Raw genomic sequence first — 26,013 nt, 5'->3', positions numbered from 1 at the left:
TTCCAACCTTTGCCCTGGATCTCATCGGCGGGAAGCCTCGGATCACGCGCGGGACAACCCATCGATCAGTGCCGTGAGAACGGTGCGGTAGTCTTCGGCCGAACCGCCCGCCTCAATGGCAAGTGCCGCGCGGTCGAAGGCGGCGGCGAGCAGGGCGGTCGTCGCTTCGGCCGGAAGCTTCTTTATGGTCCGCGCCCGCATCGCCGCGACCAGCCCTTCGCGCAGCGAGCGATTGCCATGGCGGTTGTCGATGGCGTCCATTTCGGCGCGGCCGAGCACGGCCGGGCCGTCGAGCAGCAGGAGCCGCGTGCGGCCGGGCGCGCGCATGGCGGCAAGATAGGCGTCGGAGCCGGCAATGAGCGCGTCGCGGGCATTGAGCGAAGGCGGCGCTGCGCCCTCGATCTCCCGCGCCACGGCCTCTGCCTCCTGCTCGACGACGGCGCCGAACAGCGCCTGCTTGTCGGAGAAGTGGTGGTAGAGCGCGCCGCGCGTGACGCCGGCCGCGGCGACGATCTCTGGTGTGCCGGTCTCGGCGTAGGATTTTTCGATGAACAGTTTTCGCGCCGCGGCGATCAGATCGGCGCGTGTCGCCTCGGTGCGGTCACGGTTGGAACGGCGCGCTGATCTCTGTTGCATACATGCAGCCTGTATGTTAATTCAATTTACATGCAGACTGTATGTTGCTTGACGGGAGAAGGAAAGTTGAAGACGACCAGCTATTATCCGGTGCTGATGACCGGGGACGTTGCCGGCACAGCGGCGTTCTATGTCGAACATTTCGCCTTCCGGCCGCTGTTTACGAGCGACTGGTACGTGCATCTGCAATCGGTGGAGAGCAAGCGCGTCAATCTCGGTATCGTGCAAGGCGACCATGAGACGATCCCGGAAGAGGGACGGGGTCGGAGCTCGGGCCTGCTGATCAACTTCGAAGTCCGTGATCCCGATGCGGTCTATGAGCGGATCACAGCCGCCGGCCTGTCCATCCTTCGGTCCCTGCGCGACGAGCCTTTTGGCCAGCGCCATTTCATCACCAGGGATCCCAACGGCGTCCTGATCGATGTCATCAAGCCGATCCCGCCAAGCGAGGAATTCCTGGCACAGTATGCGCAGGGTGCAGTGAGCGCCTGAGTGGAAACCCTCAACCAGCCCTTGCCACTGGCGTCACTGTCACCTGGCTGACACCGGTGCGGCGCACCACCGTGCACCGCGTCTCGCGGCCGATCCGCTCGGCGTCGAGCAAACGCACCAGGTCGTCGACGCCGGTGACCGGTCGGCCGTCTATCGCGGCGACGATATCGCCTTCCCTGAGGCCGGCCTTGGCCGCAGGGCCCTCCTTCTCGACGCCGCGCAGCCGAACCGCGGTCTTGCTCGATACTTGTGACAGAAGGGCTGCGCGACGGGGCAGGTTGACGGTGTCGGCCGACACCCCGATGAAGGCGCGACGGACGCGGCCGAAACGGATGATCTCCGAAATGACGAAATTGGCGGTGTTGGAGGCGACGGCAAAGGCAATGCCTTGCGCACCATGGATCATGGCGGTGTTGACGCCGATCACCTCGCCCGCCGAGGATACCAACGGTCCGCCGGAATTGCCGGGGTTGAGCGCGGCGTCGGTCTGGATGACGTCGTCGATCAGCCGCCCGGTGGAAGCGCGCATCGAGCGGCCGAGCGCCGAGACGACGCCCGAGGTGACGGTCCATTCGAAGCCGAGCGGGTTGCCGATGGCTATGGCGATCTGGCCGCGCCGCAGGCGCTTGGAATCGCCCAGCGGCGCGACATCGGCAAAGCTGCCGTCGGCGCGCACCAGCGCGATGTCGGTGTCGGCGTCGCGGCCGAGCACGCGGCCTTCGCTGGAGGCGCCGTCGGGCATCGATACGCGCACCGTTCTGGCATCGCCGACGACGTGGAAGTTGGTGACGACGAGCCCATCATGCGCAATGACGAAGCCCGACCCATGCCCGCCCTGGCCACCGATGCGCTCGATGCGGCAGACAGCCGGGCCGATGCGGTCGACAGCATCGGCCACCGTCGTCGAGTAGGCGTCGAGCAGCGCGTCGTCGGATTGGAATTTGGCGGCAGCAACGGCCATTGTCAGGCTCCATGTTTTCAGGCGCAACGATGACTATATGTGCGGAGCGGCTTCATCCGCCGCGACCTGACCAGATGGCCAGTCGCCCGGCCGACTAGCCGTCAGGCGAGTATCTCCAAGCGCGCTGCCGCGCGATATCTGGGGCATCGATGAACCCAGGAGACTGTTATGAGCGAATTCAATCTAAGTGCCTTTTCGGAAGCCATTGCCGATCTGGCAGCCAAGGCGGCACCGGCGACCGCGAGCTTCACCACCCACAATCATCGCACAGCGAGCGCTTTCCATTGGCGCGACGGCTACTTCGTTGCCGCCGAGGAAGCCGTCGAGGCCGGCGAGGAGATCGAACTGACGCTGGCTTCGGGCGAGACGGTGAAGGCCGATCTTGTCGGCCGCGATCCCTCGACCGGCGTCGCCCTGCTCAAGCCGGCCGGTGCTACCAATGCCGAGCCGTTGGCCAGGGCGGATGCGGTGCGGCCCGGCAACATTGCCGTCGCCATCGGCAACAGCCGGGGTTCGGCGTTGGCAGTTTCGGGCTCGGTCGGCGAAGTCGGCCCGGCCTGGCGCTCAATGCGCGGCGGCACCATCGACCGGCGCATCAACCTGGCGGTGGGCGCCGGCGGCCGTTTCGAGGGCGGCCCGGTGCTCGATGCCAAGGGCGCGCTGATCGGCATGCTGTTGTTCGGGCCGCGCGGCCGCGCGCTGGTCATGCCTTACGAGACGATCGAGCGGGCGGTCGCGACGCTGCGAGAGAAAGGCCATGTCGCCCGCGGCTATCTCGGCGCCGGCTTGCATCCGATCCGCGACGGCGAGGCCCGCGGCGCCATCGTCATGAGCCTTGATGACAACGGTCCGGCCAAGGCCGCCGGCCTTTCCCTCGGCGACATCATCGTCGCCTGGAACGGCGAGGCGGTGAGCGGCCCGCGCGAGCTGATCCGCAGGCTCGGGCCCGACAGCGCCGGAGCTTCGGTTACGCTCGGTGTCGTGCGCGGCGGAGAACAGCGAGACGTGGCGCTGACGATCGGCGAAAAGCCGCTCAACTGAGAGGATTGATGGACGCGATCGCGACAGGCGAGATGACAGGAAGCGGCACCGGCGAGCGGCAGCTGGTCGTGCTGGTGGCGCTCGGTGATGCCGCGCGCGCCGAGCGGCTGTCCGTGTCGCTTGCCGCGACCGACGATCTGCTGCCGGTGACGCCGGGCAGCAGCGAAGCGGTTGATGTCGCCATCGTCGACGAGACCGCCGGCCCCACGGGTGCGGGAACAGGGAAGGGCGCCGCCGTTCCCGCCGCGACCGCGCGGGTGCTGTTGTCTTCGCAGGCCGGCCTGGCACGGCCGCAGGGGCAGGTGTTCGCCGTGCTGCCGACGGCGGCGGATGCAATGCTGATTGCGGCCGCCGCCAGGCTGGCGGCGGCCGGCTACCGCGTCTTTGGCGACAGCGGATCCGTTCCTGGCCGCCGCGATGATTTCCACGGCGGCGATATTGGCGGCGACGGCCTTTTCGACGAGGAGCATCCCGACGAGCATGCCGCCCGCCCGGCGCTGTCGCCGCGAGAAGCGGAAGTGCTGGCGCTGCTGGCCGAGGGCGCCCCCAACAAGGTGATCGCGCGGCGGCTCGACATTTCCGTGCATACGGCGAAGTTCCACGTCGCAGCGATCCTGATCAAGCTCGGCGCCGCCAACCGAACGGATGCCATCGCCATTGCCATGCGGCAGGGGCTGGTGTTGGTCTGAGGTGACGTCTCAGCCGGAATTTGACGATCATCGCCAACGAATGGACCCTCCGCAGCGTCAGCATGGCCTGCCGCCGCAAGCTCTTGTATCCGGGACCGCCACAGGCAAGGATCGCGCCACCGGACAATGCAAGCGGAGGAAAAATGTCGCTCAAGGGAAAGACGCTGTTCATCTCCGGCGGGTCGCGCGGCATCGGGCTGGCGATCGCCTTGCGCGCCGCGCGCGACGGCGCCAATGTGACGATCGCGGCCAAGACCGCCGAGCCACATCCGAAGCTGCCGGGCACGATCTACACCGCCGCTGAAGAGATCGAGCAAGCCGGCGGCAAGGCGCTGCCGGTCCTGTGCGACATTCGCGAGGAGGCGCAAGTGGCCGAAGCGGTGTCGAAGACGGTCGAAAAATTCGGCGGCATCGATATCTGTGTCAACAATGCCAGCGCCATCCAGCTCACCGGGACCCTGGAAACCGACATGAAGCGTTACGACCTGATGCACCAGATCAACACGCGCGGCACGTTTCTCGTTTCCAAAATGTGCATTCCGCACCTGAAGTTGGCCGGGAATCCTCATATCCTGAATCTGGCGCCGCCGCTCGACATGAAGGCCAAGTGGTTCAAGAACCATGTCGCCTACACCATGGCCAAGTTCGGCATGTCCATGTGCACGCTGGGCATGAGCGCGGAGTTCGCCAAGGACGGCATCGCGGTCAATTCGCTGTGGCCGATCTCGACCATCGATACCGCGGCGGTGCGCAATCTTCTGGGCGGCGCGATGGTGGCCGCGATGAGCCGTTCGCCCGAAATCATGGCCGATGCCGCGCATGCTATCTTCATGCGGCCATCACGCGAAGCGACCGGCAATTTCTACATCGACGAGGAAGTGCTGCGCGCCGAGGGGATCAGCGATTTTTCGGTGTATGCGCCGGGTGCGGCCGGGCCGCTGGCCGGCGACTTTTTTGTCCCGGACGAGGTGTTTGCCAATTCCGACACGAAGATCAGGACGGCTTTCTAAAGATGTATCGAGGCGCAAATTCCGGATGGAACTCGGTTTCAGACATTCCTGGAGTTGCTCTGAGCAAAAAGCCCCGCCGGAGAGGGCCGGCGGGGCTCAGTGCGTCCCGCTGGAGTCGGGACGGGGCAGGGAACGCCCGATCCTGAATCTGGGGTAGGCCATCTCGCGATTCAATGAGCGGGACCCGACGCCAGGACAATTCTTGTGAACTTGGGCCGTTGCCGCGATCTCGCCCATCCCGGCGAAACCGGGATGGGCTTTTTACCGATCCGATTCCAGAAGCCTGCTCAAGCGTCTGGAAATGCAGACATTTGTGGACCATGATCTTTTCCGAAAGCCGGTTTCCGGCTCCCGGATCGTGGTCAGTTGTTGCTCGCCACCGGCGCCACCAGCGAGGTGATGCGGCGGATGGCGACACGCCGGTTCTCGCGATTGGGGCCTGAGGTGTCGACCTTCAGATATTCCTCGCCATAGCCCTGCGTGGTCAGGTTTTCAGGCGGTATGCCGAAGGCGTTGGTCAGCGCTTCGGCCACCGCTTCGGCGCGGCGGTCCGACAGAGCGAGGTTCGCCTCCGGTGTGCCGACAGCGTCGGTGTGGCCCTCGATCAGGAAGGTCTCGGCCGGGTTCTTCTTCAACAGCTTCTCCATGGCCGTGGCGACACCCTCGAGCTTCTGCACCTCGGCATCGGAGATCGAGGAAGAGCCGAATTCGAAGTTCAGCGTGTCAAGATCGATGCGTCGGGCAATGTCGCGCACTCGTGCGGAACGCTTGACCTCGTTGATCGAATAGAGGCGCTGCACCTTCTCCACCGGCGGCTGCTCGAGGAAGGTATAGTAGTCGTCCGGGCTTTCGACCTCTTCGGAGTCAAGGATGTAGTCCCGGCGCGGAATGGTCAGCCGCATCGGTGGTAGGTCGTCGCCCGGATCGCGCCAATCATTATCGTCGTCGTAGCTTCGTTCGTCGACATAGCTCAACACATACTCATGACCGTCGGGCATGATGCGCGACCGCTGGATGATGTCGCCGTAGCGGTTGCGGATGGTGACGATCTGCACGCCGTTGTCGCGCTCGACTGTCTCGCGCGTGCGGCCTTGCGACAGATCCTCATAGTAGACATCCTTGGCGCCGCGGGTCAGGCGCGGGCGGTCACTGCTCTGAACGTATGTCTGATCGTTGAGCTGGATGATGACGCGATCGCCGATCTCCTTGAGCACGTCGACACCCTTGGGGCGGCGGCGGTCGCGGATGTTCTCGTCCGGTGCGCGCTCGAGGCGTTTGCCCTTCTCCTCGGTAACCGGGACGATTTTTTCCGGTTTGATCTCCTGCTGAGCAGCTCTATCGTCGGTCGGAGGCGGACCCTGGTCGACGGGAGCGACCGCGGGTTGGCGGCCCTGAGCACCGCCCTGCCGGGCGTTTTGCCCACCATTCTGCTGCTCGCCATTTTGCTGCTCGCCATTCTGGTTGGCGGGGTTCCTGCTGGCCTGGCCGTTCTCGCCGCGGCCGCGGCGTCGGGCATCCTTCTGGCTGTCGAGAATGGGGGCAGCGTTCTTGTCGGCGGGCGTCTCGGCCTGCTCGGGGTTTTGCCCCTGGACAGGCGCGGCCTTGCCGGCACTGGGCTGTTCACCCGTGGCCGGCTGCTCGCCCGTTGCAGGCTGCCTGCCGGTTTGCTGTTGTTCGCCATTGGCCGGCTGCTGTTCGCCGTTGGCCGGCTGCTCGCTAGCCGGTTGTCTGGCATTCTTTTTCCTCTTGTCCTGGGTTTGTTCGCCCTGGGCTGCCGGCCTCTCGCCTGAGGGTGCCGGTTCTGCCTTGGGTGCTTCTGCGGCAGGTGCTTCCTTCGGTGTCGGCACGGCGCTGGGCTCGGCCTGCTGCTCCTGTTTGCGCTTCTTGCGCTGTTTGTCGTTGGCAGGTTCCGTTTGGCCCGCCGGTGCCTGTTCGGTCTGCTGTTGTTGGTCGCGCTTCTTTCTGCGCGGCTGCTGTTCCTCGACAGCGGGCGCGGCTTCACCGGCGGGCGCCTGCTCGACCTGCTGCTGGTCGCGCTTCTTCCTGCGTGGCTGTTGTTCCTCGGCAGCTGGTGCGGCCTGCTGCGCGGGGGCCTGTTCGGTCTGCTGTTGCTGATCGCGCTTCTTCCTGCGCGGTTGTTGTTCCTCGACGGCGGGCGCGGCTTCACCAGCGGGCGCCTGCTCGACCTGCTGCTGATCGCGCTTCTTCCTGCGTGGCTGTTGTTCCTCGGCGGCTGGCGCGGGCTGCTGTGCGGGTGCCTGTTCGGTCTGCTGTTGTTGCTGATCGCGCTTCTTCTTGCGTAGCAGTTCCTGGTCGCTCTGCTGTGCATCGTCAGTCTGGGTGTCCTGGGCCAGGACCAGCGGCATTGCGCTGTCTCGCATGGGGCCGAACGCGGCACTTCCCTGAAGCGGGGATGCGCCCAACGGCGCGGATGCCATCAGCAGGCCGAGTGCGGTGCCTGCCAGAATCCGTGGTTGGCGTTTCATCGAAATTCTCCTTGTGGGGTCCCATCCTTGCCGAAACCGATTTTAACGAAATTGGTTCCGGCGGCTCATGGTTAGGGACCGTACGGGGCGATTGGCCGGCCTTTTGAAGGCAACTTCATGTCTTTCGACGGGGGTGCCGCCCCATTCCAGCCTTTGCCCTGCTTGACCTTCGCGGCGGCTGGGGCCACATGCCGGAGATGGAAACGCCGTTCTGGAAAACAAAGACGCTGGAAGCAATGAGCCCGGCCGAGTGGGAATCGCTCTGCGACGGCTGCGGCAAATGCTGCCTGTCGAAGCTCGAGGACGAGGATACTGGCGACATCTACTGGACCAGCGTCGGCTGCCGCCTGTTCGACGCGCAGACATGCCGCTGTTCGGACTATCACAACCGGCTGGCGCGCGTTCCCGATTGCGTCGGGCTGACGCCGCAAAATGTACGCACCATCAGTTGGCTGCCCAGCACCTGCGCCTACCGGCTGGTCGCGGAGGGGCGCGATCTCTACTGGTGGCACCGTCTGGTGTCGGGCAGTGCCGAGACGGTGCATGAGGCCGGCATGTCGATGCGCGGCCGGGTCAAGGCCAGCGAGACGGACCTGGCCGAGCCGGAGGATTATTTCGACTATATGCTCGATGACGAGCCATAGCTCGCATCGGGATGACGAGCCATAGCTCGCATCGGGATGACGAGCCATAGCTCGCATCGGGATGACGAGCCATAGCTCGCATCGGGATGACGAGCCATAGCGCGCATCGATATGCGGAGCCTGGCTCGCATCGGTATGCCGAGCCCTGAGGCCGGTGTCCGCAAGGGCGCGCAGGAACCAGGAACCATGCGAGACGTTTGGGGCACATTGTTGGAAAACCGGCAGAAGCTTCCTTTTTCCGCCACATGAACCGCGGATGAACGGCGGGTTCGTAAATAGTTCAGACAGGCGGGTGCATTCTCCCATCATCGATTTCAAGAGGACGGGCGAGAGCCCGCAACAAGGAGAGAAGACCATGTTCAACACGGTGAAAACGGCAGCCCTTTCGGCCCTCGTCGGCCTCGGTACGCTGGCGGCCGTTCCCGCCCATGCCGACAGCCTTTACCTGGGCTTCGGCAACAACAACGATCCGCGCTTCGGCGTCTATGCCGGCGATGACGGTTATCGCCACCGCCGTGATGAACGCCGCGACGACTGGCGCCGCGGCTGTTCGCCCGACTGGGCCCTGAACAAGGCCGAACGCATGGGGCTGCACCGTGCCCGCATCGTCGACGTCAGCCGCCGCACGGTCAAGGTGATGGGCCGCCAGTATGGCGACCGCGTCGTCATCGTGTTCGCCAACGAGCGTGGTTGCCCTATCATCAACCGCTGAGCCTCTTAAGGCGCGACCTTCTGCGAGGGTTGGTAGCGGCATGATCCTCTGCGGGGTCAGTCGGCAGACACCCACCCTCTGCGAAGATCCGTCTGGAGACATGATCCTTTCAGGATCAGTCTGGAGACACGACCTTCTGCGAAGGTCGGTCTGGAGTAGTGGAGCCGCTTTCCTTCGGGAAGAATGCGGCTCAAAAAACCCGCGGGAGCGATCCCGCGGGTTTTTCATGCACCACGGCGGACGGTTCAGGGTCGGGCTCGGCCATGGACCATCGAAGACGCTTATTTCAGTTCGAAGGTAACGGTGACCTGGACATTGTAGGCGTTCTCGCCGGCCTGCACCGGAGCAGCACCGACGGCCGCGTCGAAGGCCTTGGCGTTGATCGGCATCGGTGGCGGCGCGATGTTCTGGTCAGTGATTTCGATCACCCGGCCTATGCTGACGCCGGCGGCTTCCGCCAGCGTCTTGGCCTTGGCCATGGCATCGGCCACCGCCTTTTTGCGCGCTTCGGTGACGGTGGCAGCCGGATTGTCGTTGGTGAAGACGATGCCGCCGCCCTGGTTGACGCCCAGCGATACCGCCTTGTCGAGGATCTCGCCGGTCTTGTCGACGTCGCGCACGCGCACCGATAGCGTGTTGGTTACCTGGTAGGCAATCAATTCGGCCTCCTGGCCGCCGTCGGGCTTGTTTGTGTAGTTATAGCGCGGATTGATCTGGATGCCCGCGGTCTGGAGGTCGCGGTCCTTGATGCCGGCCGACTTCATCGCGGCGATCACGGCCGCCATGGCGTCGTTGTTGGCATCCAGTGCGGCGCGCGCCGTCTTGGCTTCGCGCATGACGCTGAGCGTCAGGACCGCCAGGTCGGGCGCTACGGTCGCCGCCCCTTCGCCCGAAACCACGATACGGGGCGGTGTCGGCGACTCAGCGGCCGCGGCCAGCGCCGGAAAGGCGATGGCGGCGGCGAGTGCGAGGGGCAAAAGAGGTCTGGTCATGAAATCTCCTCGGGTAAGCATATCCGCGCCCAGCGGGCGCACGCGGCTCCTTATGGCGCGATTATGGGCTGATTTGGACGATTGTGACCAGCGGTCCCGGAAAGCCTTGTGCCGCGATGCGAAAAACATTAATCCAGCCCGCGTGGGGCCTGTAGCTCAATGGTTAGAGCCGGCGGCTCATAACCGCTTGGTTGGGGGTTCGAGTCCCTCCGGGCCCACCATGACCATTGTTTTCATTGACGAAAAGTGGCCTCGGCCCAAAACGTTTTGGGCCCATTATGGGCCCAAAACAAAGGCCGCGGTCCCGGTTTGTTCCGACTCGATTTGATTATCTGACGATGCGGAGGTTTGCCCGCCGCTTCATGGCGTCGCGTTTGGCCTCGCGGTCGTTGATGGCACGGGCAATATCAACTGCCATCCGCTTCTTGTTAGCCTCGCGCACGTAGTCATCCGTTACCGCCATGGAGGAATGGCCCATAGCCTCCATGATGGCCCGCGCTTGGATATTGCATTCAGCGAGGTAAGTGCCGAAGGTGCGGCGCAGGCCATGGAGCGTGTAGCCGCTAGGAATTCCCGCCTGCCGCGTCCAGTGCTGCATCATGCCCGTCAGGCTTTTTTCCGAAAATGACCTGCTATACGCGTTTTTTAAGACGGTGCCGCCTTGCGATCGATCAAGCGGCTCCAAGGCCGCTGCTAGCTTGCCTACGACTGGGATGAACATCTCGCGCCCGCCGTGGCGGTTGCGGTTCTTCTTCTGTCGGAAATCAAAGGCCTCGATTAGCACCAGCGAGCCGTCGAACAGCTCGATCTCTTCAGTTAGAAGATCATCCCACGCAAGAGCAGCGATATCGCCGCGACGATTTCCAAGCCAGAAGCCGAGTGCATAGCAGGTGCGTGCGGCTGTCCCGATGGGGTGTCGCTCCTCGAACCTTTCGCGCATCGCGATCGGCCAGGCCGGGTTCTTGGTCGACTTGGGCACTCGCACGCGGATGGACAACGAGGGATCGTCCTGCGGCTTTATCCATTTTTCAATGTCGGTCGCGACCCATACAAGCTTCTTTATGGCCACCAACATGTGTTTGGCGACCGTACGGTTCGTTCTGAAGATGCCTTCAATTATGGCGCGAAGCCGATCCGCGTCGAGGTGTTCGACTGGCGTTTCGCGCCACGTCAGCGGATAGGCAGGATCCACCTTCAGGCTGAGAAAGCGCTCGATCAGCCGCGCATTCTTCCGCTGCGTTGCTTCATCAAAATCCAGCCACTCCATCGTGGTCTCAAGTCGACGCGCGGCATGGCCAAACGTTTTTGGCAGTGCCCGACCGGGCAAATCGATAATAGCTGCATTCTTATGTTGGCCCTGCGTGGCCTTCTCGTAAGCCACCTCGAACTCGGGATCTCCTGGCTTACCGGGAAGGTGGATTTCAGGCATGCCTTTTGCGCGGTAGCGATAAGCTAGCTTGCCATTCTTGAGACGCGAAGAGACCCCAGGATAGCGCGCATCCTTGAACGGCCTAGCCATCAACGTTCCTTCCAGACTTCTTCCGCCGGTGATCAGCTCGCGGGGAGTTCTCCAGCATCGCTTGTAGCGAAAGGGTTTTGCTTTCGATGGCAGCGCGCAGGAGCACCGGGTAGGGGAACCCTCTGCCTTGCTCTATGCCTTCAAAGGTGCGCTTCGGTACTCCCAGCGCCTTGGCCGCGGCTTCGGCAGTGACCCCGCCCTTGGCCCGCCAGGCTTTGACTTCTTGCGCAAGTTTTTCATTCTCGTTCACGTCATCCCTTCCGTGCCGGCCATCACCATACTACGCCTGCAGCGCATACGCAACCAGCGTAGTTGGTATCTTTATTTTAGGTCCCGTTTGCTTCGTTGCAACAGCTCTTGAAGGCCGCTATCTTTGTCCGGTAACGAGGTAAAAGCGACATCCAGGGCTACACGATCCCAGATAGCGCGGCTGTTGATGCGCTTGGGCTTTGGCATGCGCCCATCGGCGACCATCTCGTCAAAAAGCGTCGATCCGACACCGATGTAACGAGCTGCTTCCTCACGAGATAGCCCTCGCGGGGCATACGAGATTGCGTCACCCTTCATGGACGCTGCCTCGGTCCTGATATTCCGGGCATGGTGGTATCGAAGCACAAAGCCACATCCTAGTTGCCATTTCGTAGCGAGGAGATAGTGTTGGCTAAAATAAGAAGAGTCTCGTTAAGCGGAAGCGGCCTGACTAGTCCGTGCGGCGTGAACTGGCAGCAACGTGTGAATGGGGCCATTCCGGCAGGGTAGCAATCCGTGGAGCCAGTCTGCGGGCGGCTTCGCTGAGCTGGCGATCGGTGAGCCACTACTCAGACGTCGCGTTCGGGGCCGTGGAACGAACCCGCTGCGCGGGAGGGCGCCGGCGGTTGAGGTAGAGATCAAGAACCGGCTGTTGCGCCTGCGTTGAGCGGGGTTCGGCAGCGGCAGAGCATCACGGGCTTCTTCAACAAGGAGCCTGACCATGCCCTATCCTGTTCTTGATGCACCCATCAGTCCACTTCGTCAGCGGTTGATCGACGACATGAACATGCGGCGTTTCTCCCGGGAGACGCAACGCAACTATCTCCGCGACATCGGACGCCTGGCGACGTTCCTTGGGCGATCACCAGGCACAGCAACCACCGACGACCTGCGCCGGTTCCAGATCGAGCAGCAGGAGGACGGCGTTCCCGTGCCGACGATGAACAGCATCGTGTCGGCGCTGCGCTTCTTCTTCACGCATACGGTCGATCGTCCCGATCTGGCGCGCAAGCTCGTTCGTCTGGCGCACCCGCGCAAGCTGCCGGTGGTACTGAGCCGCGACGAGGTCGCCCGGCTGCTCAACGCCACCACCTGCCTCAAGCACCAGGCCGCGCTGTCGGTCGCCTATGGCGCGGGCCTGCGCGTGGCGGAGGTGTCGATGCTGAAGGTCGCCGACGTCGACAGCGAGCGCATGCTGCTGCGCGTCGAGCACGGCAAAGGCGGGCGATATCGCAACGCCATGTTGTCAGAGGACCTGCTCGCGCTGCTGCGCCAGTGGTGGAAGGTCGGGCGGCAGCAGGGCGTGATGCACCGCGACGGCTGGTTGTTTCCGGGGCAGCATCCGATGAAGCCGATCAGCACGCGGCAGTTCCATCGCATCGTCGTCGAGGCAGCCCAGGCCGCCGACATCGCCAAGCGGGTCGGGCCGCACACGCTGCGCCACAGCTTCGCCACCCACCTGCTGGAGGACGGCACCGACATCCGGATCATCCAGGTCCTGCTCGGGCACGCCAAGCTAAATAGCACCGCCTTCTACACCAAGGTCGCAACCCGCACGGTGCGCACCATCACGAGCCCGCTCGACAAGCTTGGCCTGTTCAAACCGGAAGAGGTCTCGCCCGACATCTGAGCCGTGCGCGCCTCGATCGAGGTTGCCGACATCTTCCGCATTGCCGGGTCCGCCTACCGGGCCGCCCATGCAGGGCATCTGACACTGCAGCAGCTCAAGGTCATGTCGGCGATCGAGCACTGCCGCACCGCGGCCCTTGGCGGTCACGTCGAGGCCTGCGAGGACTGCGGCCAGTGGCGCATCGCCTACAACTCCTGCCGCAACCGGCACTGTCCGAAGTGCCAGGGTGCGACGGCACGGACATGGCTTGCCGAGCGCGAGGCCGACCTGCTGCCGGTCGGCTACTTCCATGTGGTGTTCACGCTGCCCGCCGAGGTCGCCGACATCGCGTTCCAGAACAAGGCGGCGGTCTACGATCTGCTGTTCAAGGCGGCATCGGAGACGATGCTGACGATCGCGGCCGATCGCAGGCACCTCGGCGCGCGCATCGGCATCACCGCAGTGCTCCACACATGGGGTTCGGCGATGACACACCATCCGCACGTGCACATCGTGCCGGGCGGTGGCATTGCGCCGGACGGAAGCCGGTGGATATCGTCGCGTCCGGGCTTCCTGCTGCCGGTGCGCGTGCTCGGCAAGCTGTTCCGCCGCCTGTTCCTCTCCCGGTTGGTCGCGCTGCACGACGCTGGCCGGCTCGCCTTCTTCGGCGCAATTGCTCATCTCGCAGATCGCCGGGCCTTCCTGCGCCACCTCGCTCCCGTCCGGAAGAAGCGCTGGGTGGTCTACGCCAAGGCGCCCTTCGCCGGCCCGGAAGCGGTGCTCGCCTACCTGTCGCGCTACACGCACCGGGTCGCGATCTCGAACAGCCGCCTCATTCGCCTCGACGAGAGCGGCGTCACCTTCCGCTACAAGGACTATCGTCGCGAAGGCGCCGACCGGCAGCAGCTCATGACGCTCGCGACCGACGAGTTCATCCGCCGCTTCCTGCTCCACGTGTTGCCGCGCGGCTTCCATCGCATCCGCCACTACGGCCTGCTTGCCGGCTCCGCTCGCAAGGCCAGCCTCGCGCTCGCTCGCGAACTCCTGAACGTCGCCGCACCGTCCGACCATGACACCAGAGACGAACCGGACAACTTCCGCCCGCCATGCCCATGCTGTGGCGGCCGCATGATCGTGATCGAGGTGTTCGAACGATGGAGGCAGCCGCGCGGACCGCCATACGGTTCCCGGTCGACCGGGAGCAGCACGCCATGACCCGGCATGGATTGGTTCAGCCTTCAGCTGCAGGCACTCAGCCTCCGGCAACGGATCGACGCACGTCTATGGTGATTATCGACGCCGACAGAGCCGCGCCCAGCCGCCCACCGTCCCGACAACACCGCGCGGAGGCGCAACGAAGCGGTCTGTCCGCATTCACCCCAGAGCTCCCCAACGGCGGTCGCGCCATCGCCGACATCTGCCGAAATCCGAAATCCCCATAGCCATCGCCTGTGGCCCGCGGGTTCCTTCCTCGGGGACTTTCGTACGCCTGCCGGCGCCCGAAACTCTTCACGAAAGCGGACTGGCAGCTTTCGGCGCCTGAACAATGACGGCGGACATGCGTACCGGATACGTAGCGACCCAGTTGGCGCCACGCGACAACGAGTTGATCGATGTCCGACAAGATTTAGAGCCTACTCAAAGGAGCATGCAGGCACTGCTCACAAAACGGAAATCATTCCGCCATCGACGTAGATGATCTGGCCGTTGACGTAATCCGAGGCGCGCGACGCAAGGAAGACGGCGGTGCCTATCAGCTCCTCCGGCTTGCCCCAGCGGCCGGCTGGGGTCCTTGCCTTCACCCAGGCGTCGAACTTCTCGTCGTTGACGAGGGCCGCGTTCATATCGGTCAGCATGTAGCCGGGGCCGATCGCATTGGCCTGGATGCCGGATTTCGCCCATTCGGCCGCCATGCCGCGCGTGAGCATCTTTATACCGCCCTTTGCAACGGTGTACGGGATGACGGTGGCGCGCGCGAGTTCGCTGGTGAGTGAGCCAATGTTGATGATCTTGCCGTGCCCGCGCGGGATCATGCGGCGTGCCGCTTCGCGCCCGACGAGAAAGGCGCTGGTCAGGTTGGTGTCGATCACGCGCTGCCAGTCGGCAAGCGACAGATCGACCATCGGCTGCCGGTGCTGGATGCCGGCATTGTTGACAAGGATATCGACCGCGAGCCCCTCAGCGTCGAAGCGGTCGAAGGCCTTTTTGACCGCTGCCTCGTCGGTCACGTCGAAAACGGCTTCGTGCACCTCGTTGCCGCCGGCGCGCATTTCGTGCGCGGCCTTCGAGAGGCCGGCGCCGGCACGGCCGTTGAGGACAAGCCGGGCACCGGCGGCGCCCAGCCCCTCCGCAATCGCGCGGCCAAGGCCCCGGGAAGAACCGGTGACGAGAGCGGTGGAACCGGAGAGATCGAACAGAGTCATATCAGTGCCTCACAGTTCGGATTTACGGCAGATGAGGTCAGAGCGCTCGTATACCGCAGGAAGCAGGTCGACGCCGAGGCCAGGACCTTCCATCGGCAGCACATAGCCGTCCTTGATGGTTGGAACCACAGTGACCAGTTCCTTGTACCAGCCGTCGTAGAACGCCCGAACCGATTCCTGGATCAGCGTGTTGGGCTGGCTGAAGGACGCATGCACGGCGGCCGCGAAGCCGACCGGCCCGGTGCAGTCATGCGGGGCGAAGGGGCGGTGATAGGTGTCGGCGAGGGACGCGATCTTTCGCCCCTCCGTCAGGCCGCCGGTCCAGCACAGGTCGACCATCACGACATGAGTGGCGTCGCGATCGAGCATGTCCTTGTAGGGGAACCGCGTGCCGAGCGTTTCGCTGGCGCATACCCAGACATCGGTTGAGGCCGCATATTCCGCCAACGCCTGCGGAGAATTCATGCGGATGGGATCTTCATACCAGGTCGGCTGATAGGGCTCGAGCGCGCGAGCGATTGTCTTTGCTGTCGGCAGGTTCCATAAGGAGTGGAACTCGACCATGATCTCCATCTTGTCGCCGACCCGCTTGCGTATTTTCTCGAAGGGTTCGATCGCCTTTTTCATCTGCTCGGCGTTGATGAACATGCCGCGGTTTTCCTGCGCGGCCGGGTCGAACGGCCAGATCTTCATGGCTGTAATGCCACTTTCGAGCAGGTTCTCGGCCAGCGCTCCCGCATCGGTCATGAACGCTGCGAGATCTTCATAAGGACCCTCCTTGTTGCCGAGGTTCCAGGTGTCGACCGGGCGGATATTCTTGTTGCGCACGTAACCATACCCCGCACAGGTGTTATACACCCGCAGTCTGTCGGTGCAGAGGCCGCCAAGCATCTGATGCACCGGTTGATGGCAGACTTTGCCGAACAGGTCCCATAACGCGATGTCGATGGCAGAAGCGGCGCGATATTCGACGCCCGTCGATGCCTGCGCCATCGGCAGGTCGGTCATGATCCGATTGAGTGCTTCGATGCGCAGTGGGTCCTGTCCAAGAAGACGGCCCGCCAGCGTGTCGTGGATCTGAGCTTCCACCGCGCCGGCGCCATAGAAGGTTTCTCCCAACCCGATCGTGCCTTGATCGGTGTGCACGCGCACCCACAGGACGTTGGAGAATTCCTCGGTGCGCAGGGTTTCAAGCGCAGTGATTTTCATGGTCGAAATCCTCCTCCAGATATTGCTTCCAGAGAACGGCGCACGGTCAAGTCATGAGTGACCACGTTCCCCGGTAACGTACGGCAGCGTAATCCCTGTTGTGATATATCACAATATGTCATAAGAGTTTTTACGGTGAGTTGGAACGCCGTCTCGGGAGGATTGGCATGGCTAACAAACGAACAGTGCCGAAACTGGCGGATTCGCTGGTGGCGGAGGATGCGCCCCGGCGACAAAATTCTAGAAATCTCTTCGAGCTCGCTTACGAGAGGATCGAGGGGCTGATCATCAACTGTGAGCTCAGGCCGGGCAGCCGGCTTTCGATCCAGGAGCTTCAGAACCTCTCGGGATTCAGTCGTACGCCGGTCCATCAGGCCGTCGGCAGGCTCGCTGACGACACCCTGATCGTCGTCCATCCGCGCCACGGGCTCCAAATCGCGCCGATCGATCTTGCCCGTGACCGGACGCTGCTCCGGCTTCGCGGTGATCTGGAGCGGTTCGTTATCCAGCTTGCGACCGAACGCTCGCAGTCGACCCACCGCAACCAGTTGCTGCATATGTCCCGTCTACTGGGAGAGCGGCGAGATACATTGACGGTCGATGCCTTCAACGTTCTGGACCGCCGCATCGACAAGCTTATTCTCTCCGCCGCCGCCGAGCCGTTTCTCGAGCATACGTTGCGTCCGCTCCACACGATCTTCCGGCGGATCGGCTGGATTCATCACACACAATTGTCGGCCACGGACGGCCTGGCCGCGGCCATCGATTGCCATCTGGCGATCCTCGATGCCGTTGCAAACCGCCATGAAGATCGGGCGGTGAGGGCCACGAACGATCTCATCGCTTTCGTAGAAAGCATGTTCGAAGCGATCGAGAGAGAGGTGGATCCCTCGCTTCTCGATGCCAGCCTGGCGCCGCTGATCTGATCTGTAAACGTCGCCGGCGATGGGCCAATAACCCTACGCCCAATTTTCTGCATTCCAAACTTCAGAGAGGAGAACCCACGTGAAATCTATCCTTGCCTTGATCTTTTCCGCCGCGATAGCAGCGACCGCCCTGTCTGCCACAGACGCTTTAGCTGCCAAGTTCACCGCCAAGCTTTCGCTCGACGTCCAGAAGGGCAATCCCAAGGAGGTCGCTGCCGAGAATTTCGCTGAAGCGGTGCGCCAGCGCACCAAGGGCGACGTCGATATCAAGATCTATCCCAACAGCCTGCTTGGCGGCGAAGCCGACGCGGCGCAGGGAATCCGGCTGGGTTCCGTGCAGATGGGCGTTCTCACCAGTTCAGTCCTGTCGTCCTGGGTGCCGCAGGTCCAGGTGCTCGATCTTCCCTTCCTGGTGACGTCGGATGCCCAGGCCGTTGCGATCAACGGGCCGCTGACGGAGCAGCTTGCTCCGAAATTCGAGGAGCAGGGGTTCCATCTGCTCGGGTTTTCCGTCAACGGCGCCCGCAACCTGATGAGCACCTTTCCGATCGATAAGCCGGACGATGTGAAGGGCAAGAAGATGCGCGTCATCCAGAGCCCGCTCTTCGTTGCGACCTGGAAGGCGGTCGGCGCCAATCCCGTGCCGATCCCGGCTCCCGAAATCTACAATGCGCTGCAGACCGGCGTGGCGGACTATTTCGACAACACGGCCTCAAACTACCTGACGTTCAAATTCTATGAAGTCGCGCCCTACTACACGAAGATCGACTACATCTACGCCTTCGGCACCTGGGTGGTGGCCGACAACTGGTGGAACAAGCTGCCCGACGACTACAAGGCGATCGTTACCGAAGAGGCCGTCAAGGCCCAGAAAGAACTGCCGGCGCTACAGGAAAAGGCGGACAGCGCAGCGCTCGCCGAAACCGAAAGCAAGGGCGCCAAGATCAAGACGATCGAGGACAAGGCGCCCTGGATTGCGCTGATGGAACCTGTGCAAAAAGAGTTCGCCGCGAAGATCCCCGACGCCGACGCGCTCATCAAGATCATCCAGAACACCAAATAGCGTCTCATGCGTCGGCCCCATGACCGGAGCCGACGCTCTCTACCGTTACTGCCGGGAGGAAGGTCATGGAAGCTCCAGATAGCGTGCAGGCCACGGCGCTTGGCCGCGGCTCCTCTATTCAGGCGCGGTTCGAGCCCGTGATTTCTCTCATTGAGAAAGCCATGGGCGCCGTCAATTTTGTCGTGCTCGTTCTCATGTCGCTTTCCGTTCTGGCAGGCGTGGTCTCACGCTACGTCTTCAACGATTCCTTTTCCTGGACGGAGGAGTTCTCTGTCTGGGCCTTCACCTGGATGATCTTCATCGGCGCGGCGATGGGCATCCGGCAGAAACGGCATGTCGCGGTCGATTTCGTCCCGGGGTACCGCGTCACGCGATTCCTTCGGGACGTCATTGTGGCGCTGACCCTCATCATGCTGGCGTTCGCGGGCTATCGGCTCGCCACCCTCGTCGGCGGCCTCAGCATCACCCTGCAATGGCCGAACGCCTACCGCTTCGGCGTGATCCCCACGACCGCCGCTATCGGGCTCCTGTTCGCGCTGTTCCAGGACGGAGACGGCCGCACCTTCTTGCGCAATGCGGCTGCCATCGTCACCGCGGCAATCGCCTATCTTGTGATGGACAATTCGTCCTTCCTGCCATTCATCGACATCTCGCCCAGCCTTCTGATGACGGTGACCTTCTTCGTCTGCCTGTTTCTCGGCGTTCCGGTAGCGTTTTCGCTGCTTTTCGGCGCATTCTTGACGACCTGGGGCGCCGACATCATTCCCGGCCCGGCCGTGGTCCAGACAATGGCGAGCGGCGCGACGAACTTCCTGCTGCTCGCCATCCCCTTCTTCCTGACGACGGGCTATCTGCTCGATCTCGGCGGCCTGTCGTCCAGGCTCATCGATCTGGCCGCAGCCCTTGTCGGCCATCTCCGCGGCGGGCTGGCCCACGTCAATATCCTGAACAGCCTGCTGATCGGCGGTATCTCCGGCTCGTCCGGAGCGGATGCGGCCAGCACTACCAAGATCATCGTTCCGCAGATGGTCAAGCGCGGCTATTCACCGGCCTTTTCCTGTGCCGTGACCGCTGCAGGATCGATCCTTCCGAATGTTGTACCGCCGGCCATCGCCATGCTGGTCTACGCCTCGGTCGCCGACGTCTCGATCGCCAAGCTCTTCATTGCGGGTTACGTGCCCGGTGTGCTCATCGCGATCGCCATGATGACGACGGCTTATTTGGTCGCGCGAAAGCGCGGCTATGAAACGGCGTCGGCAAGGGCACCGTTGAGCACGGTCGGCACGACGTTCCTGCGCGCATTGCCAGCCCTGTTCATCGCCGCGATCATCATCGGCTGCATACGCTTCGGCATCACCACGGCGACGGAAGCGGGGGCGATCGCGCTGTTCTGGACCTTCATCCTCGGCAAGTTCGCCTACCGGGAATACACGTGGAAGGCCTTCTATCGCTCGCTCGTCGAATGCGCGACGGATTCGGCCCTGATCGGCTTCCTGATCGCGGCATCGATCCCGTTCGCCTGGGTTTTGATCGCCGAGCAGATTCCCCAGCAATTGATCGAGTGGATCGGCGTCGGCGGCGAAAGCAAGCTGCTGCTCCTTTTGATGATGAACGCAATCCTGTTCGTGGCCGGCATGTTCCTCGACCTGACTCCGGCGATGCTGATCCTGGCGCCTTTGTTCCTGCCGCTGATGAAATCGGTCGGCATGGACCCGGTCCAGCTCGGGATGATCATGATCATCAACCTGCAGATGGGCGGGCTGACGCCGCCGGTCGGGATTCTCGTGTTCATCTCGGCCCAGATCGCCAAGGTCTCACCGGTCAAGGTCTTCCGGGAGGTCATGCCGTTCTTCCTTGCCGGCGTCATCGTCCTAGCCCTCGTCTGCGCTTTCCCGGTTCTGACGCTCGGCTTGTGGAATCTGATGGAGTGATTTCCCCAAACGGATTCGGCATCGAAGGTAACGGCGTACGCACCACAAGCATTGACGAGTGCGTGCCGACATAATCGGCTGGCACTCGGATGTATTAGAGGCAGTTCCCGCTTTTGAAAGTCTACGAACGCAGCTTGACGACCGATGGGGCCGACTGCTGACTTTCCGGTCCTGGAGCGGACCCAGCAGATAGCTGACGCTCAGTCCAGCAACCACCATATGGTCATGGGGCCGATGATCCCGAGCGTGATTCCGAACAGAACCCAGCCGCGTGGCCAAGGATCAGGGGGAGGATAATCAGGATTGGGAGCTAACATCGGCGTTCAACGCCGCGCTTTGCGCCAGCCAGCTTGCCGCGCTTCTGCCTCGGAGCAAAACCAGCGCTCGCCTTTCCCTACGAAGATCTTCGTGCGGCTATAATATTTCTGCCCAAGGACGTGATAGATGCGCTCTCCTTTGGCGCTGATGTTGCCTTTGATGTTGCAGCCGGACTGGCCCACGAGGGAACCAACGGGGCTGGCAGCTGCAGGAACCGCTTGTTCTGGTTGCGCCGCTCGCCATTCCCACGGCTTCTGAAAATCACCCTGCCACACGCCCCGCCTGGACGCTCTGGCCGCCTTCTCTTGCCCTGAGAAAGCCCCATGTGAATATCGGGGCCAATCGAGCGCATGGCCGTTCCTCACAAGCCATTCCTGCACGGAATTGCCATCAGCGCGGACGCAATTGCCTACAAAGCGGCCATACTGGTCCCAATCGACAAACGTGCAGGTGACTGGACGGGAGGCTGCCAGGAACTCATCCAGTGCACGGGCGGCCGCTCGTCCGCAGGCATATGGTTGCGCCTTGCCGTCCTTGCATGACTGTTTGCCTTCGGGTGCGTCAACGCCATTGAAGCGGACGCGTTGGCCGGAAATCTCGATAGTGTCGCCATCGATGACGGAAGCGCGACCTACAATCGTTTGACCTGCGGCTGTTGCGGCCGACTTGGTGATTGCCCGTTCCTGTGTGCCACCAACGGCCCCGCCGTTATTGACAAAATATCCCAACGTTGCCGCGATCAGTATCGCCGAAACAGGTAGGAATTTGCGCACCAGATAAGGCAATTTATGCTGACGCCGCCCACCTCGATATCGTACACGTCCGCCCACGATTTATCGCTTCACCACATTTCCTGCTTCGGAAATGATTTTCGGGTTAGCCCCAAGGGAGATCGTATAGCTGAACCGTGCAGAACCCTGCGCCTGTTTATTTCTCGGGATGCTCCGCACCACCCAATCGTAGATGCCCGACACCATGCACGCGCCATTGGTACAGGTCACCATCAGGGAGCCATCTCGTATGCGATAATTCCGTTCTGGCCATCGCATGAAATAATCGCGCTTATCTGCCAGAACCTCGGCAATGCTCTTTTGCTTTCCGTAGTACGAAATGGAATCCGCATAGATAGAAGCGACGGCGCGCAGAGATGACGACGCATCACCGCCGTCGCGTTCTATCAAATTGCGAACAACCTCGACTGCCGCTTCCTTGATGGACGCATCGGATGACGTCTCAGATCGAGGTGCGGGTGCTTCGGCCGCCGTGGGAGGAATGGCAGTGTCAGCAACTGTCTTCCCTCCGCCATGGCAAAGGACCTGGACGACGGAGGGAACAACCTTGTCCGATAGATCGGCGGTGGAAAACGGCTTTGCGTCAGATGCAGGATCGGCAGCATCGAATTGGATTCCTCGGCTTTGAAGGAACAATTCGACCACATTCGACCGAATGGCAAAATTAACGTTTTGGGCAGCTATTCCGGTGGCATTCGTGAAACCGGAGCCTAGCACTGCTGTCGAGACGCCGACGATAGATCCCCATTGATCGACTACTGGCCCGCCAGAATTGCCAGGTTGGAGGGGAGTGGATACCTGCAAATATCGTGTGTCATTTTCAATGCCAACAAGGGAATTGATGTTCCCTGTAGTGACTTTGATAGAGTCGGACAGCACGCCCGTGAGCGGAAAGCCGTAGGCGGCAATATCCTCGCCAAGCCGTGGCTGAGAACGGCGAAGCGGCAAAAAGGGCTTGCCTTCGCCATCGCCGAGCCTGAATGCCGCGAGGTCATTTTGCTTGTCGATAGCCAGGTCGCTTCCATCCCCCAATCGCGGGACACTGATAGTAGTGCACCCCTCCACGACATGAGCGTTGGTAACAACCCATCCCTTTCCGTTCACGAAAAAACCCGTCCCCGAAGCGGAGACATCATCCGCGAGGACGGTTTGTGTGCCGGCCCCGAAAGCTGCCGCCATGTAGACAGCAGACAAAACCGTTCTGATCTTCAACTTCATCAGCCAAGCCGTTCGCCAAAACCCGGAAACAGTAAGCAGCGAATGTATTTTGGCTGCAAGCTAAACATCGCGATGCGGTGAACATCGTCTTGACAGAAGAATCGAATGGGAAGCTGGCCCGCGATACGGCAGCATGTGTGAGTTTAGCAGTTGCCTCTGTCACGGTCCGTTTTGATCGTGGCAATTAGGCGCTCCAGCCAGGCCATGTGAAATCATTCATAGGTTTGCTGCTGCAATGAGAATCGTAGACGAATCGACCTGTGGCACGGTCACGGCATCGCCAGATGAGTTGGTAGTACTGGTTGTAGAATTGATCCCAAGCGACCCCGTAGTTCTGAGGGTAGTATCCACCACCGCCGTATCCATTGTTGGCGGCCATGGCACCCGCAGCGGCTGCCGCGCCACCGATCGCTATCGCTGTTGCAACGTCATTATCGGCCGTGACAAGCTTGGTACATTTTTCTGCTGATGCCCCGCGTCGAACGAGTAATTTCGCGACCTCGGTCCGGTAGGCTTGGTCCGGGTTGGTGGCGAGTATGCGACACAAATTGAGTGTACTCTCTCCTGTTGGGTCCTTGTGTACGTTCGAAGAATTGGTTGTGCAGCCACCGAGTGACACGGCGGCGCACAGTAAAAATGCGCTTGTCTTCATGTTTACCCCTGCCCACCTGTATTGTTGCACCCAGACGGGCGGTGAAGTCGAGGGTTTCTACGGATGACATCGACAAGCCTGATTTCGGCTTTTTCGACTCCTGGCGTTTCTTTGTTCGGCTTCAGATGAGCCTGTTTCTTCGTCCCGGCCCACAGGATTTTCCGTGCGAGCGTGTCGAGACGCAGTCAAGGCTGGCCGGTGCGGTGGCGCCACGGCCGGCTGCGAGGTTTCCAGGCCACGCCTTGACTGCGTCGAGTACGGCGCCAGTCTGGAGCGGACCGAGACGGCGGTCGTGCCGGCACATTCCCTATGCTATATTTGTCCGGCACGGACGACCACGTGGCAAAGAGTGGTGTAGGGGATGAGAGTGCCGCCACGCAGCCTTATAGTCGTTCCTCCTTTGTGGCGTCCGTGCGCCGCTTCGGCCCGCGTGACCGCCAATGCCGAACCATCAGCTCGTAGGCACGCTCGGCATTCTCGGCCGCGGCCTTCTCGCTGTTTCGCAACTCCTTCACGTTGTAGGCGTAAGCCGAACCGCGGCGACCGACGCCGCGCTCGCCCGGCGCGCCAGCCTTAAGAGCGAGCTGCCTCTGCTTTGCCGCCACCAGCGCCGGGCGAGCCCAGAAGTAGTCCTGCTCCTTTGTCAGCAGATGCCAGATCAACACCGCGAGCTTGCGGGCGACCGCCACGGCTGCGACCTGATGGCCACGCTTGTTGCGGATGCGCAGGAAGAAGGCCCTGAGCGGTCCGGGCGCCTTCGCCGCTGCCCAGGCGGCCTCGACCAGCATGGCGCGGGCATGGGAACGCCCATGTTTGCTGATCCGGCCATATTGCGCCAAGCCAAGACCGGATTGGCGCACACGCGGATTGAGGCCGAAGTAGCTCACCAGCCTCTGCGGCTCGCGGAACCGCCGGATGTCGCCGACGGCGGCGATGATACCGCTCGCGACGATGGCATTGACGCCGGTGATCGTCTGAAGCCGCCGGACTTGCACATCATCAACTGCTTCCCGGGCGATGTCGCGATCGAGGTCAGCCAAATCCTCGGCCAGGCGATCGATCTCGCGGATGTGGCGGGCGATAGCGGCCCGCTCGTCGTCGGGAAGCACCTGCTGCTCGAGCCAGGCGCGACCCCGACGGTTGAACAGATCGGCATGCGGGCACTTCGGCACGAGGTGCGCCTGCAGGATGCCATGCACCTCGTTCTTCACGCGCGTGCGATGCCGCACGACCTGATTGCGCCGCGCGACGAGGCGGCGAAGCCGCTCAGTCCGCTCATCGGGAACCCAGACCTCCGGCAGAAAGCCGCTGGCATGGAGCTGCGCCAGAACGCCGGCATCGATCTTGTCGGTCTTGATCCTGGCATGGGCGATCGCCTTCACCTGCATCGGGTTGGCGACAATCACCCGGCCGACATAGGGCGACAGAACCCGCACCACCGCCATGGCGTTGCCCGTAGCCTCGACGACAACCTCATCCGTCCGTCGCAAACTGCGGCCGAACCCTTCCAGTCCCGAGCGGGTCATGTCGACCCGTCCGTGATGGCGCAGCCGGCCGTCTTCCCAAACCACCACCTCCGCAAAGGTGCGGTGGATGTCCATTCCAATCACACGTCTCATCGGCTCCCTCTCCTCAAACAGTCGGGAGCGGCGGGCGACGCGACACCTACGGATCCGCGCTCTCGGCGCAACCGGGCAGGTCGCAGGGGCGGCCAGCTACTAACGCGAGCTCGCAGCTCATCGAATACATCGGCCTGCCCGCACTTGGCGTGCTCCCGGTGCCCCTGTCCCGGATGGTCGCACCATACGCCGAAAATCGCTCATCTCCAGCGGGGATCGGATGGCACCGTCATGATCATACCGGTTATTAATGCGCCCGAAAAAATTTCATCTGGGATTACCCTGCCAGGCTATCCGGAAGGAAAATTCGTCAACAGGGCAACAATGGCGGTCGCTCCGATCACTGTGATTTGTGAGAATCGCTCGGCGACGGCCCGGTGCCCGGCATTCCGGCGAGTATCCCCGAAAATGACAATCGATGTGGCGGCAATTCCGCTGGCTATGGTTAGGCAGACGGCCACGAGAAATACGATTTGAATGGGAATCATTGAATCCTCCAATCTAAGTTGGAGGCATTATCGACTGCCCTTGAATGGCGTGGATATAATCCCTCACATTGCCTTTTCTGAATAGACTCCACTACGCCTCTGGGGCCGGAAGCGGAAAGGCGGCTTCTGGCGACATTGCGTAGAAAGCAGCGGTTGATGCTTCACCGTAAAAAATTGGCACGCTCGGCTCGTATCCGGCGCAGCAATACCATTCAAACGAACGTACCGACGGTCAACTCCAACTGTCGCAATCTATCGCCGAGGCGACGCCGGATATCCTCCTATGGTTGCCAATGCTCTAGCACGACACCAAACACCCCTAGCATCGGCATAGT

At 62.3% G+C, this 26,013-nt stretch carries 24 protein-coding genes and 1 tRNA gene; 13 read left to right on the top strand and 12 right to left on the bottom strand.

The features are described from left to right. Positions 1-42: 42 nt before the first annotated feature. Positions 43-636 (bottom strand): TetR/AcrR family transcriptional regulator, encoded by a 594-nt coding sequence (locus tag ACIU1A_RS20630; RefSeq protein ID WP_140555972.1) that lies wholly within the window; start codon positions 634-636, stop codon positions 43-45. A gap of 66 nt (positions 637-702) precedes the next feature. On the opposite strand from ACIU1A_RS20630, the gene ACIU1A_RS20625 reads away from it, so the two are divergent. Next, the gene (locus ACIU1A_RS20625) at positions 703-1,128 is read left to right on the top strand and encodes a VOC family protein (protein WP_140555970.1); all 426 of its coding nucleotides are present in this window, start codon (positions 703-705) and stop codon (positions 1,126-1,128) included. A gap of 10 nt (positions 1,129-1,138) precedes the next feature. Here ACIU1A_RS20625 and ACIU1A_RS20620 read toward each other — a convergent pair whose 3' ends face one another. Further along, positions 1,139-2,089 (bottom strand): S1C family serine protease, encoded by a 951-nt coding sequence (locus ACIU1A_RS20620; protein WP_140581996.1) that lies wholly within the window; start codon positions 2,087-2,089, stop codon positions 1,139-1,141. 168 nt (positions 2,090-2,257) lie between these two features. Here ACIU1A_RS20620 and ACIU1A_RS20615 point away from each other — a divergent pair, with 168 nt between their 5' ends. The 3 genes from ACIU1A_RS20615 to ACIU1A_RS20605 all read left to right on the top strand — a co-directional run bounded on the left by ACIU1A_RS20615 (position 2,258) and on the right by ACIU1A_RS20605 (position 4,829). Further along, positions 2,258-3,130, top strand: coding sequence for a S1C family serine protease (locus ACIU1A_RS20615; protein WP_140555967.1), 873 nt, complete (start codon positions 2,258-2,260; stop codon positions 3,128-3,130). Between the two features lie 8 nt (positions 3,131-3,138). Next, a complete protein-coding gene (locus tag ACIU1A_RS20610) occupies positions 3,139-3,819 on the top strand; it encodes a response regulator transcription factor (protein ID WP_404925150.1) in 681 nt (226 codons plus the stop codon). Positions 3,820-3,962: 143 nt separating this feature from the next. Beyond that, on the top strand, positions 3,963-4,829 hold the full coding sequence (locus ACIU1A_RS20605; RefSeq protein WP_140686126.1) for an NAD(P)-dependent oxidoreductase: 867 nt from the start codon (positions 3,963-3,965) through the stop codon (positions 4,827-4,829). A 362-nt stretch (positions 4,830-5,191) separates the two neighbouring features. Here the strand turns inward: ACIU1A_RS20605 and ACIU1A_RS20600 are convergent, their stop codons facing one another. After that, entirely contained in the window at positions 5,192-7,315 is a 2,124-nt protein-coding gene (locus ACIU1A_RS20600) for an OmpA family protein (protein ID WP_404925149.1), read from the bottom strand. Positions 7,316-7,512: 197 nt separating this feature from the next. Between ACIU1A_RS20600 and ACIU1A_RS20595 the strand changes: the two genes are divergently transcribed. Together ACIU1A_RS20595 and ACIU1A_RS20590 are read left to right on the top strand one after the other, a co-directional pair. Beyond that, positions 7,513-7,959, top strand: a complete 447-nt coding sequence (locus ACIU1A_RS20595; RefSeq protein ID WP_140496402.1) for a YcgN family cysteine cluster protein — start codon at positions 7,513-7,515, stop codon at positions 7,957-7,959. Between the two features lie 355 nt (positions 7,960-8,314). Then, positions 8,315-8,671, top strand: a complete 357-nt coding sequence (locus ACIU1A_RS20590; protein WP_140495893.1) for a hypothetical protein — start codon at positions 8,315-8,317, stop codon at positions 8,669-8,671. Between the two features lie 281 nt (positions 8,672-8,952). Here the strand turns inward: ACIU1A_RS20590 and ACIU1A_RS20585 are convergent, their stop codons facing one another. Beyond that, a complete protein-coding gene (locus ACIU1A_RS20585; protein ID WP_140524832.1) occupies positions 8,953-9,663 on the bottom strand; it encodes an SIMPL domain-containing protein in 711 nt (236 codons plus the stop codon). Between the two features lie 145 nt (positions 9,664-9,808). On the opposite strand from ACIU1A_RS20585, the gene ACIU1A_RS20580 reads away from it, so the two are divergent. Continuing rightward, a tRNA-Ile gene (locus ACIU1A_RS20580) sits at positions 9,809-9,884 on the top strand. Positions 9,885-9,991: 107 nt separating this feature from the next. Here the strand turns inward: ACIU1A_RS20580 and xerC are convergent. The 3 genes from xerC to ACIU1A_RS20565 all read right to left on the bottom strand — a co-directional run bounded on the left by xerC (position 9,992) and on the right by ACIU1A_RS20565 (position 11,749). Further along, the gene (xerC, locus tag ACIU1A_RS20575; RefSeq protein ID WP_404925148.1) at positions 9,992-11,182 is read right to left on the bottom strand and encodes a tyrosine recombinase XerC; all 1,191 of its coding nucleotides are present in this window, start codon (positions 11,180-11,182) and stop codon (positions 9,992-9,994) included. Further along, on the bottom strand, positions 11,175-11,432 hold the full coding sequence (locus tag ACIU1A_RS20570; RefSeq protein ID WP_404925147.1) for a helix-turn-helix domain-containing protein: 258 nt from the start codon (positions 11,430-11,432) through the stop codon (positions 11,175-11,177). Before ACIU1A_RS20570 ends, xerC begins: the two co-directional genes overlap by 8 nt. 71 nt (positions 11,433-11,503) lie before the next feature. After that, the gene (locus tag ACIU1A_RS20565; RefSeq protein WP_404925146.1) at positions 11,504-11,749 is read right to left on the bottom strand and encodes a hypothetical protein; all 246 of its coding nucleotides are present in this window, start codon (positions 11,747-11,749) and stop codon (positions 11,504-11,506) included. Between the two features lie 403 nt (positions 11,750-12,152). On the opposite strand from ACIU1A_RS20565, the gene ACIU1A_RS20560 reads away from it, so the two are divergent. Continuing rightward, positions 12,153-13,061, top strand: coding sequence for a tyrosine-type recombinase/integrase (locus tag ACIU1A_RS20560; protein ID WP_404925145.1), 909 nt, complete (start codon positions 12,153-12,155; stop codon positions 13,059-13,061). Positions 13,062-13,064: 3 nt separating this feature from the next. After that, the gene (locus ACIU1A_RS20555; RefSeq protein WP_404925144.1) at positions 13,065-14,255 is read left to right on the top strand and encodes an IS91 family transposase; all 1,191 of its coding nucleotides are present in this window, start codon (positions 13,065-13,067) and stop codon (positions 14,253-14,255) included. Positions 14,256-14,701: 446 nt separating this feature from the next. On the opposite strand, the gene ACIU1A_RS20550 is transcribed toward ACIU1A_RS20555, so the two are convergent. Together ACIU1A_RS20550 and ACIU1A_RS20545 are read right to left on the bottom strand one after the other, a co-directional pair. Continuing rightward, complete coding sequence (locus ACIU1A_RS20550; protein ID WP_404925143.1) at positions 14,702-15,463, bottom strand: SDR family oxidoreductase; 762 nt, start codon at positions 15,461-15,463, stop codon at positions 14,702-14,704. 9 nt (positions 15,464-15,472) lie between these two features. Then, a complete protein-coding gene (locus ACIU1A_RS20545) occupies positions 15,473-16,672 on the bottom strand; it encodes a mandelate racemase/muconate lactonizing enzyme family protein (RefSeq protein ID WP_140630281.1) in 1,200 nt (399 codons plus the stop codon). A gap of 167 nt (positions 16,673-16,839) precedes the next feature. On the opposite strand from ACIU1A_RS20545, the gene ACIU1A_RS20540 reads away from it, so the two are divergent. The 3 genes from ACIU1A_RS20540 to ACIU1A_RS20530 all read left to right on the top strand — a co-directional run bounded on the left by ACIU1A_RS20540 (position 16,840) and on the right by ACIU1A_RS20530 (position 20,592). Further along, positions 16,840-17,598 carry a GntR family transcriptional regulator gene (locus ACIU1A_RS20540; protein ID WP_140581901.1) on the top strand — a complete coding sequence of 253 codons (759 nt, stop codon included), beginning with the start codon at positions 16,840-16,842 and terminating at the stop codon, positions 17,596-17,598. Between the two features lie 79 nt (positions 17,599-17,677). After that, positions 17,678-18,661 (top strand): TRAP transporter substrate-binding protein, encoded by a 984-nt coding sequence (locus tag ACIU1A_RS20535; protein WP_404925142.1) that lies wholly within the window; start codon positions 17,678-17,680, stop codon positions 18,659-18,661. A 65-nt stretch (positions 18,662-18,726) separates the two neighbouring features. After that, on the top strand, positions 18,727-20,592 hold the full coding sequence (locus ACIU1A_RS20530; RefSeq protein WP_404925141.1) for a TRAP transporter large permease subunit: 1,866 nt from the start codon (positions 18,727-18,729) through the stop codon (positions 20,590-20,592). 323 nt (positions 20,593-20,915) lie between these two features. On the opposite strand, the gene ACIU1A_RS20525 is transcribed toward ACIU1A_RS20530, so the two are convergent. The 3 genes from ACIU1A_RS20525 to ACIU1A_RS20515 form a co-directional block, all read right to left on the bottom strand. Then, on the bottom strand, positions 20,916-21,695 hold the full coding sequence (locus tag ACIU1A_RS20525; RefSeq protein ID WP_404925140.1) for a thermonuclease family protein: 780 nt from the start codon (positions 21,693-21,695) through the stop codon (positions 20,916-20,918). 48 nt (positions 21,696-21,743) lie between these two features. Continuing rightward, entirely contained in the window at positions 21,744-22,919 is a 1,176-nt protein-coding gene (locus ACIU1A_RS20520; protein WP_404925139.1) for a S1C family serine protease, read from the bottom strand. Positions 22,920-23,954: 1,035 nt separating this feature from the next. Beyond that, on the bottom strand, positions 23,955-25,172 hold the full coding sequence (locus ACIU1A_RS20515; protein WP_404924724.1) for an IS110 family transposase: 1,218 nt from the start codon (positions 25,170-25,172) through the stop codon (positions 23,955-23,957). Positions 25,173-25,421: 249 nt separating this feature from the next. Between ACIU1A_RS20515 and ACIU1A_RS20510 the strand changes: the two genes are divergently transcribed. Next, positions 25,422-25,667 (top strand): hypothetical protein, encoded by a 246-nt coding sequence (locus ACIU1A_RS20510; protein ID WP_404925138.1) that lies wholly within the window; start codon positions 25,422-25,424, stop codon positions 25,665-25,667. The last annotated feature ends 346 nt before the right edge of the window (positions 25,668-26,013 follow it).

The organism is Mesorhizobium maamorense, assembly GCF_044998965.1.
Lineage (GTDB): Bacteria > Pseudomonadota > Alphaproteobacteria > Rhizobiales > Rhizobiaceae > Mesorhizobium.
This window is presented reverse-complemented; position numbering and strand designations above follow the sequence as displayed.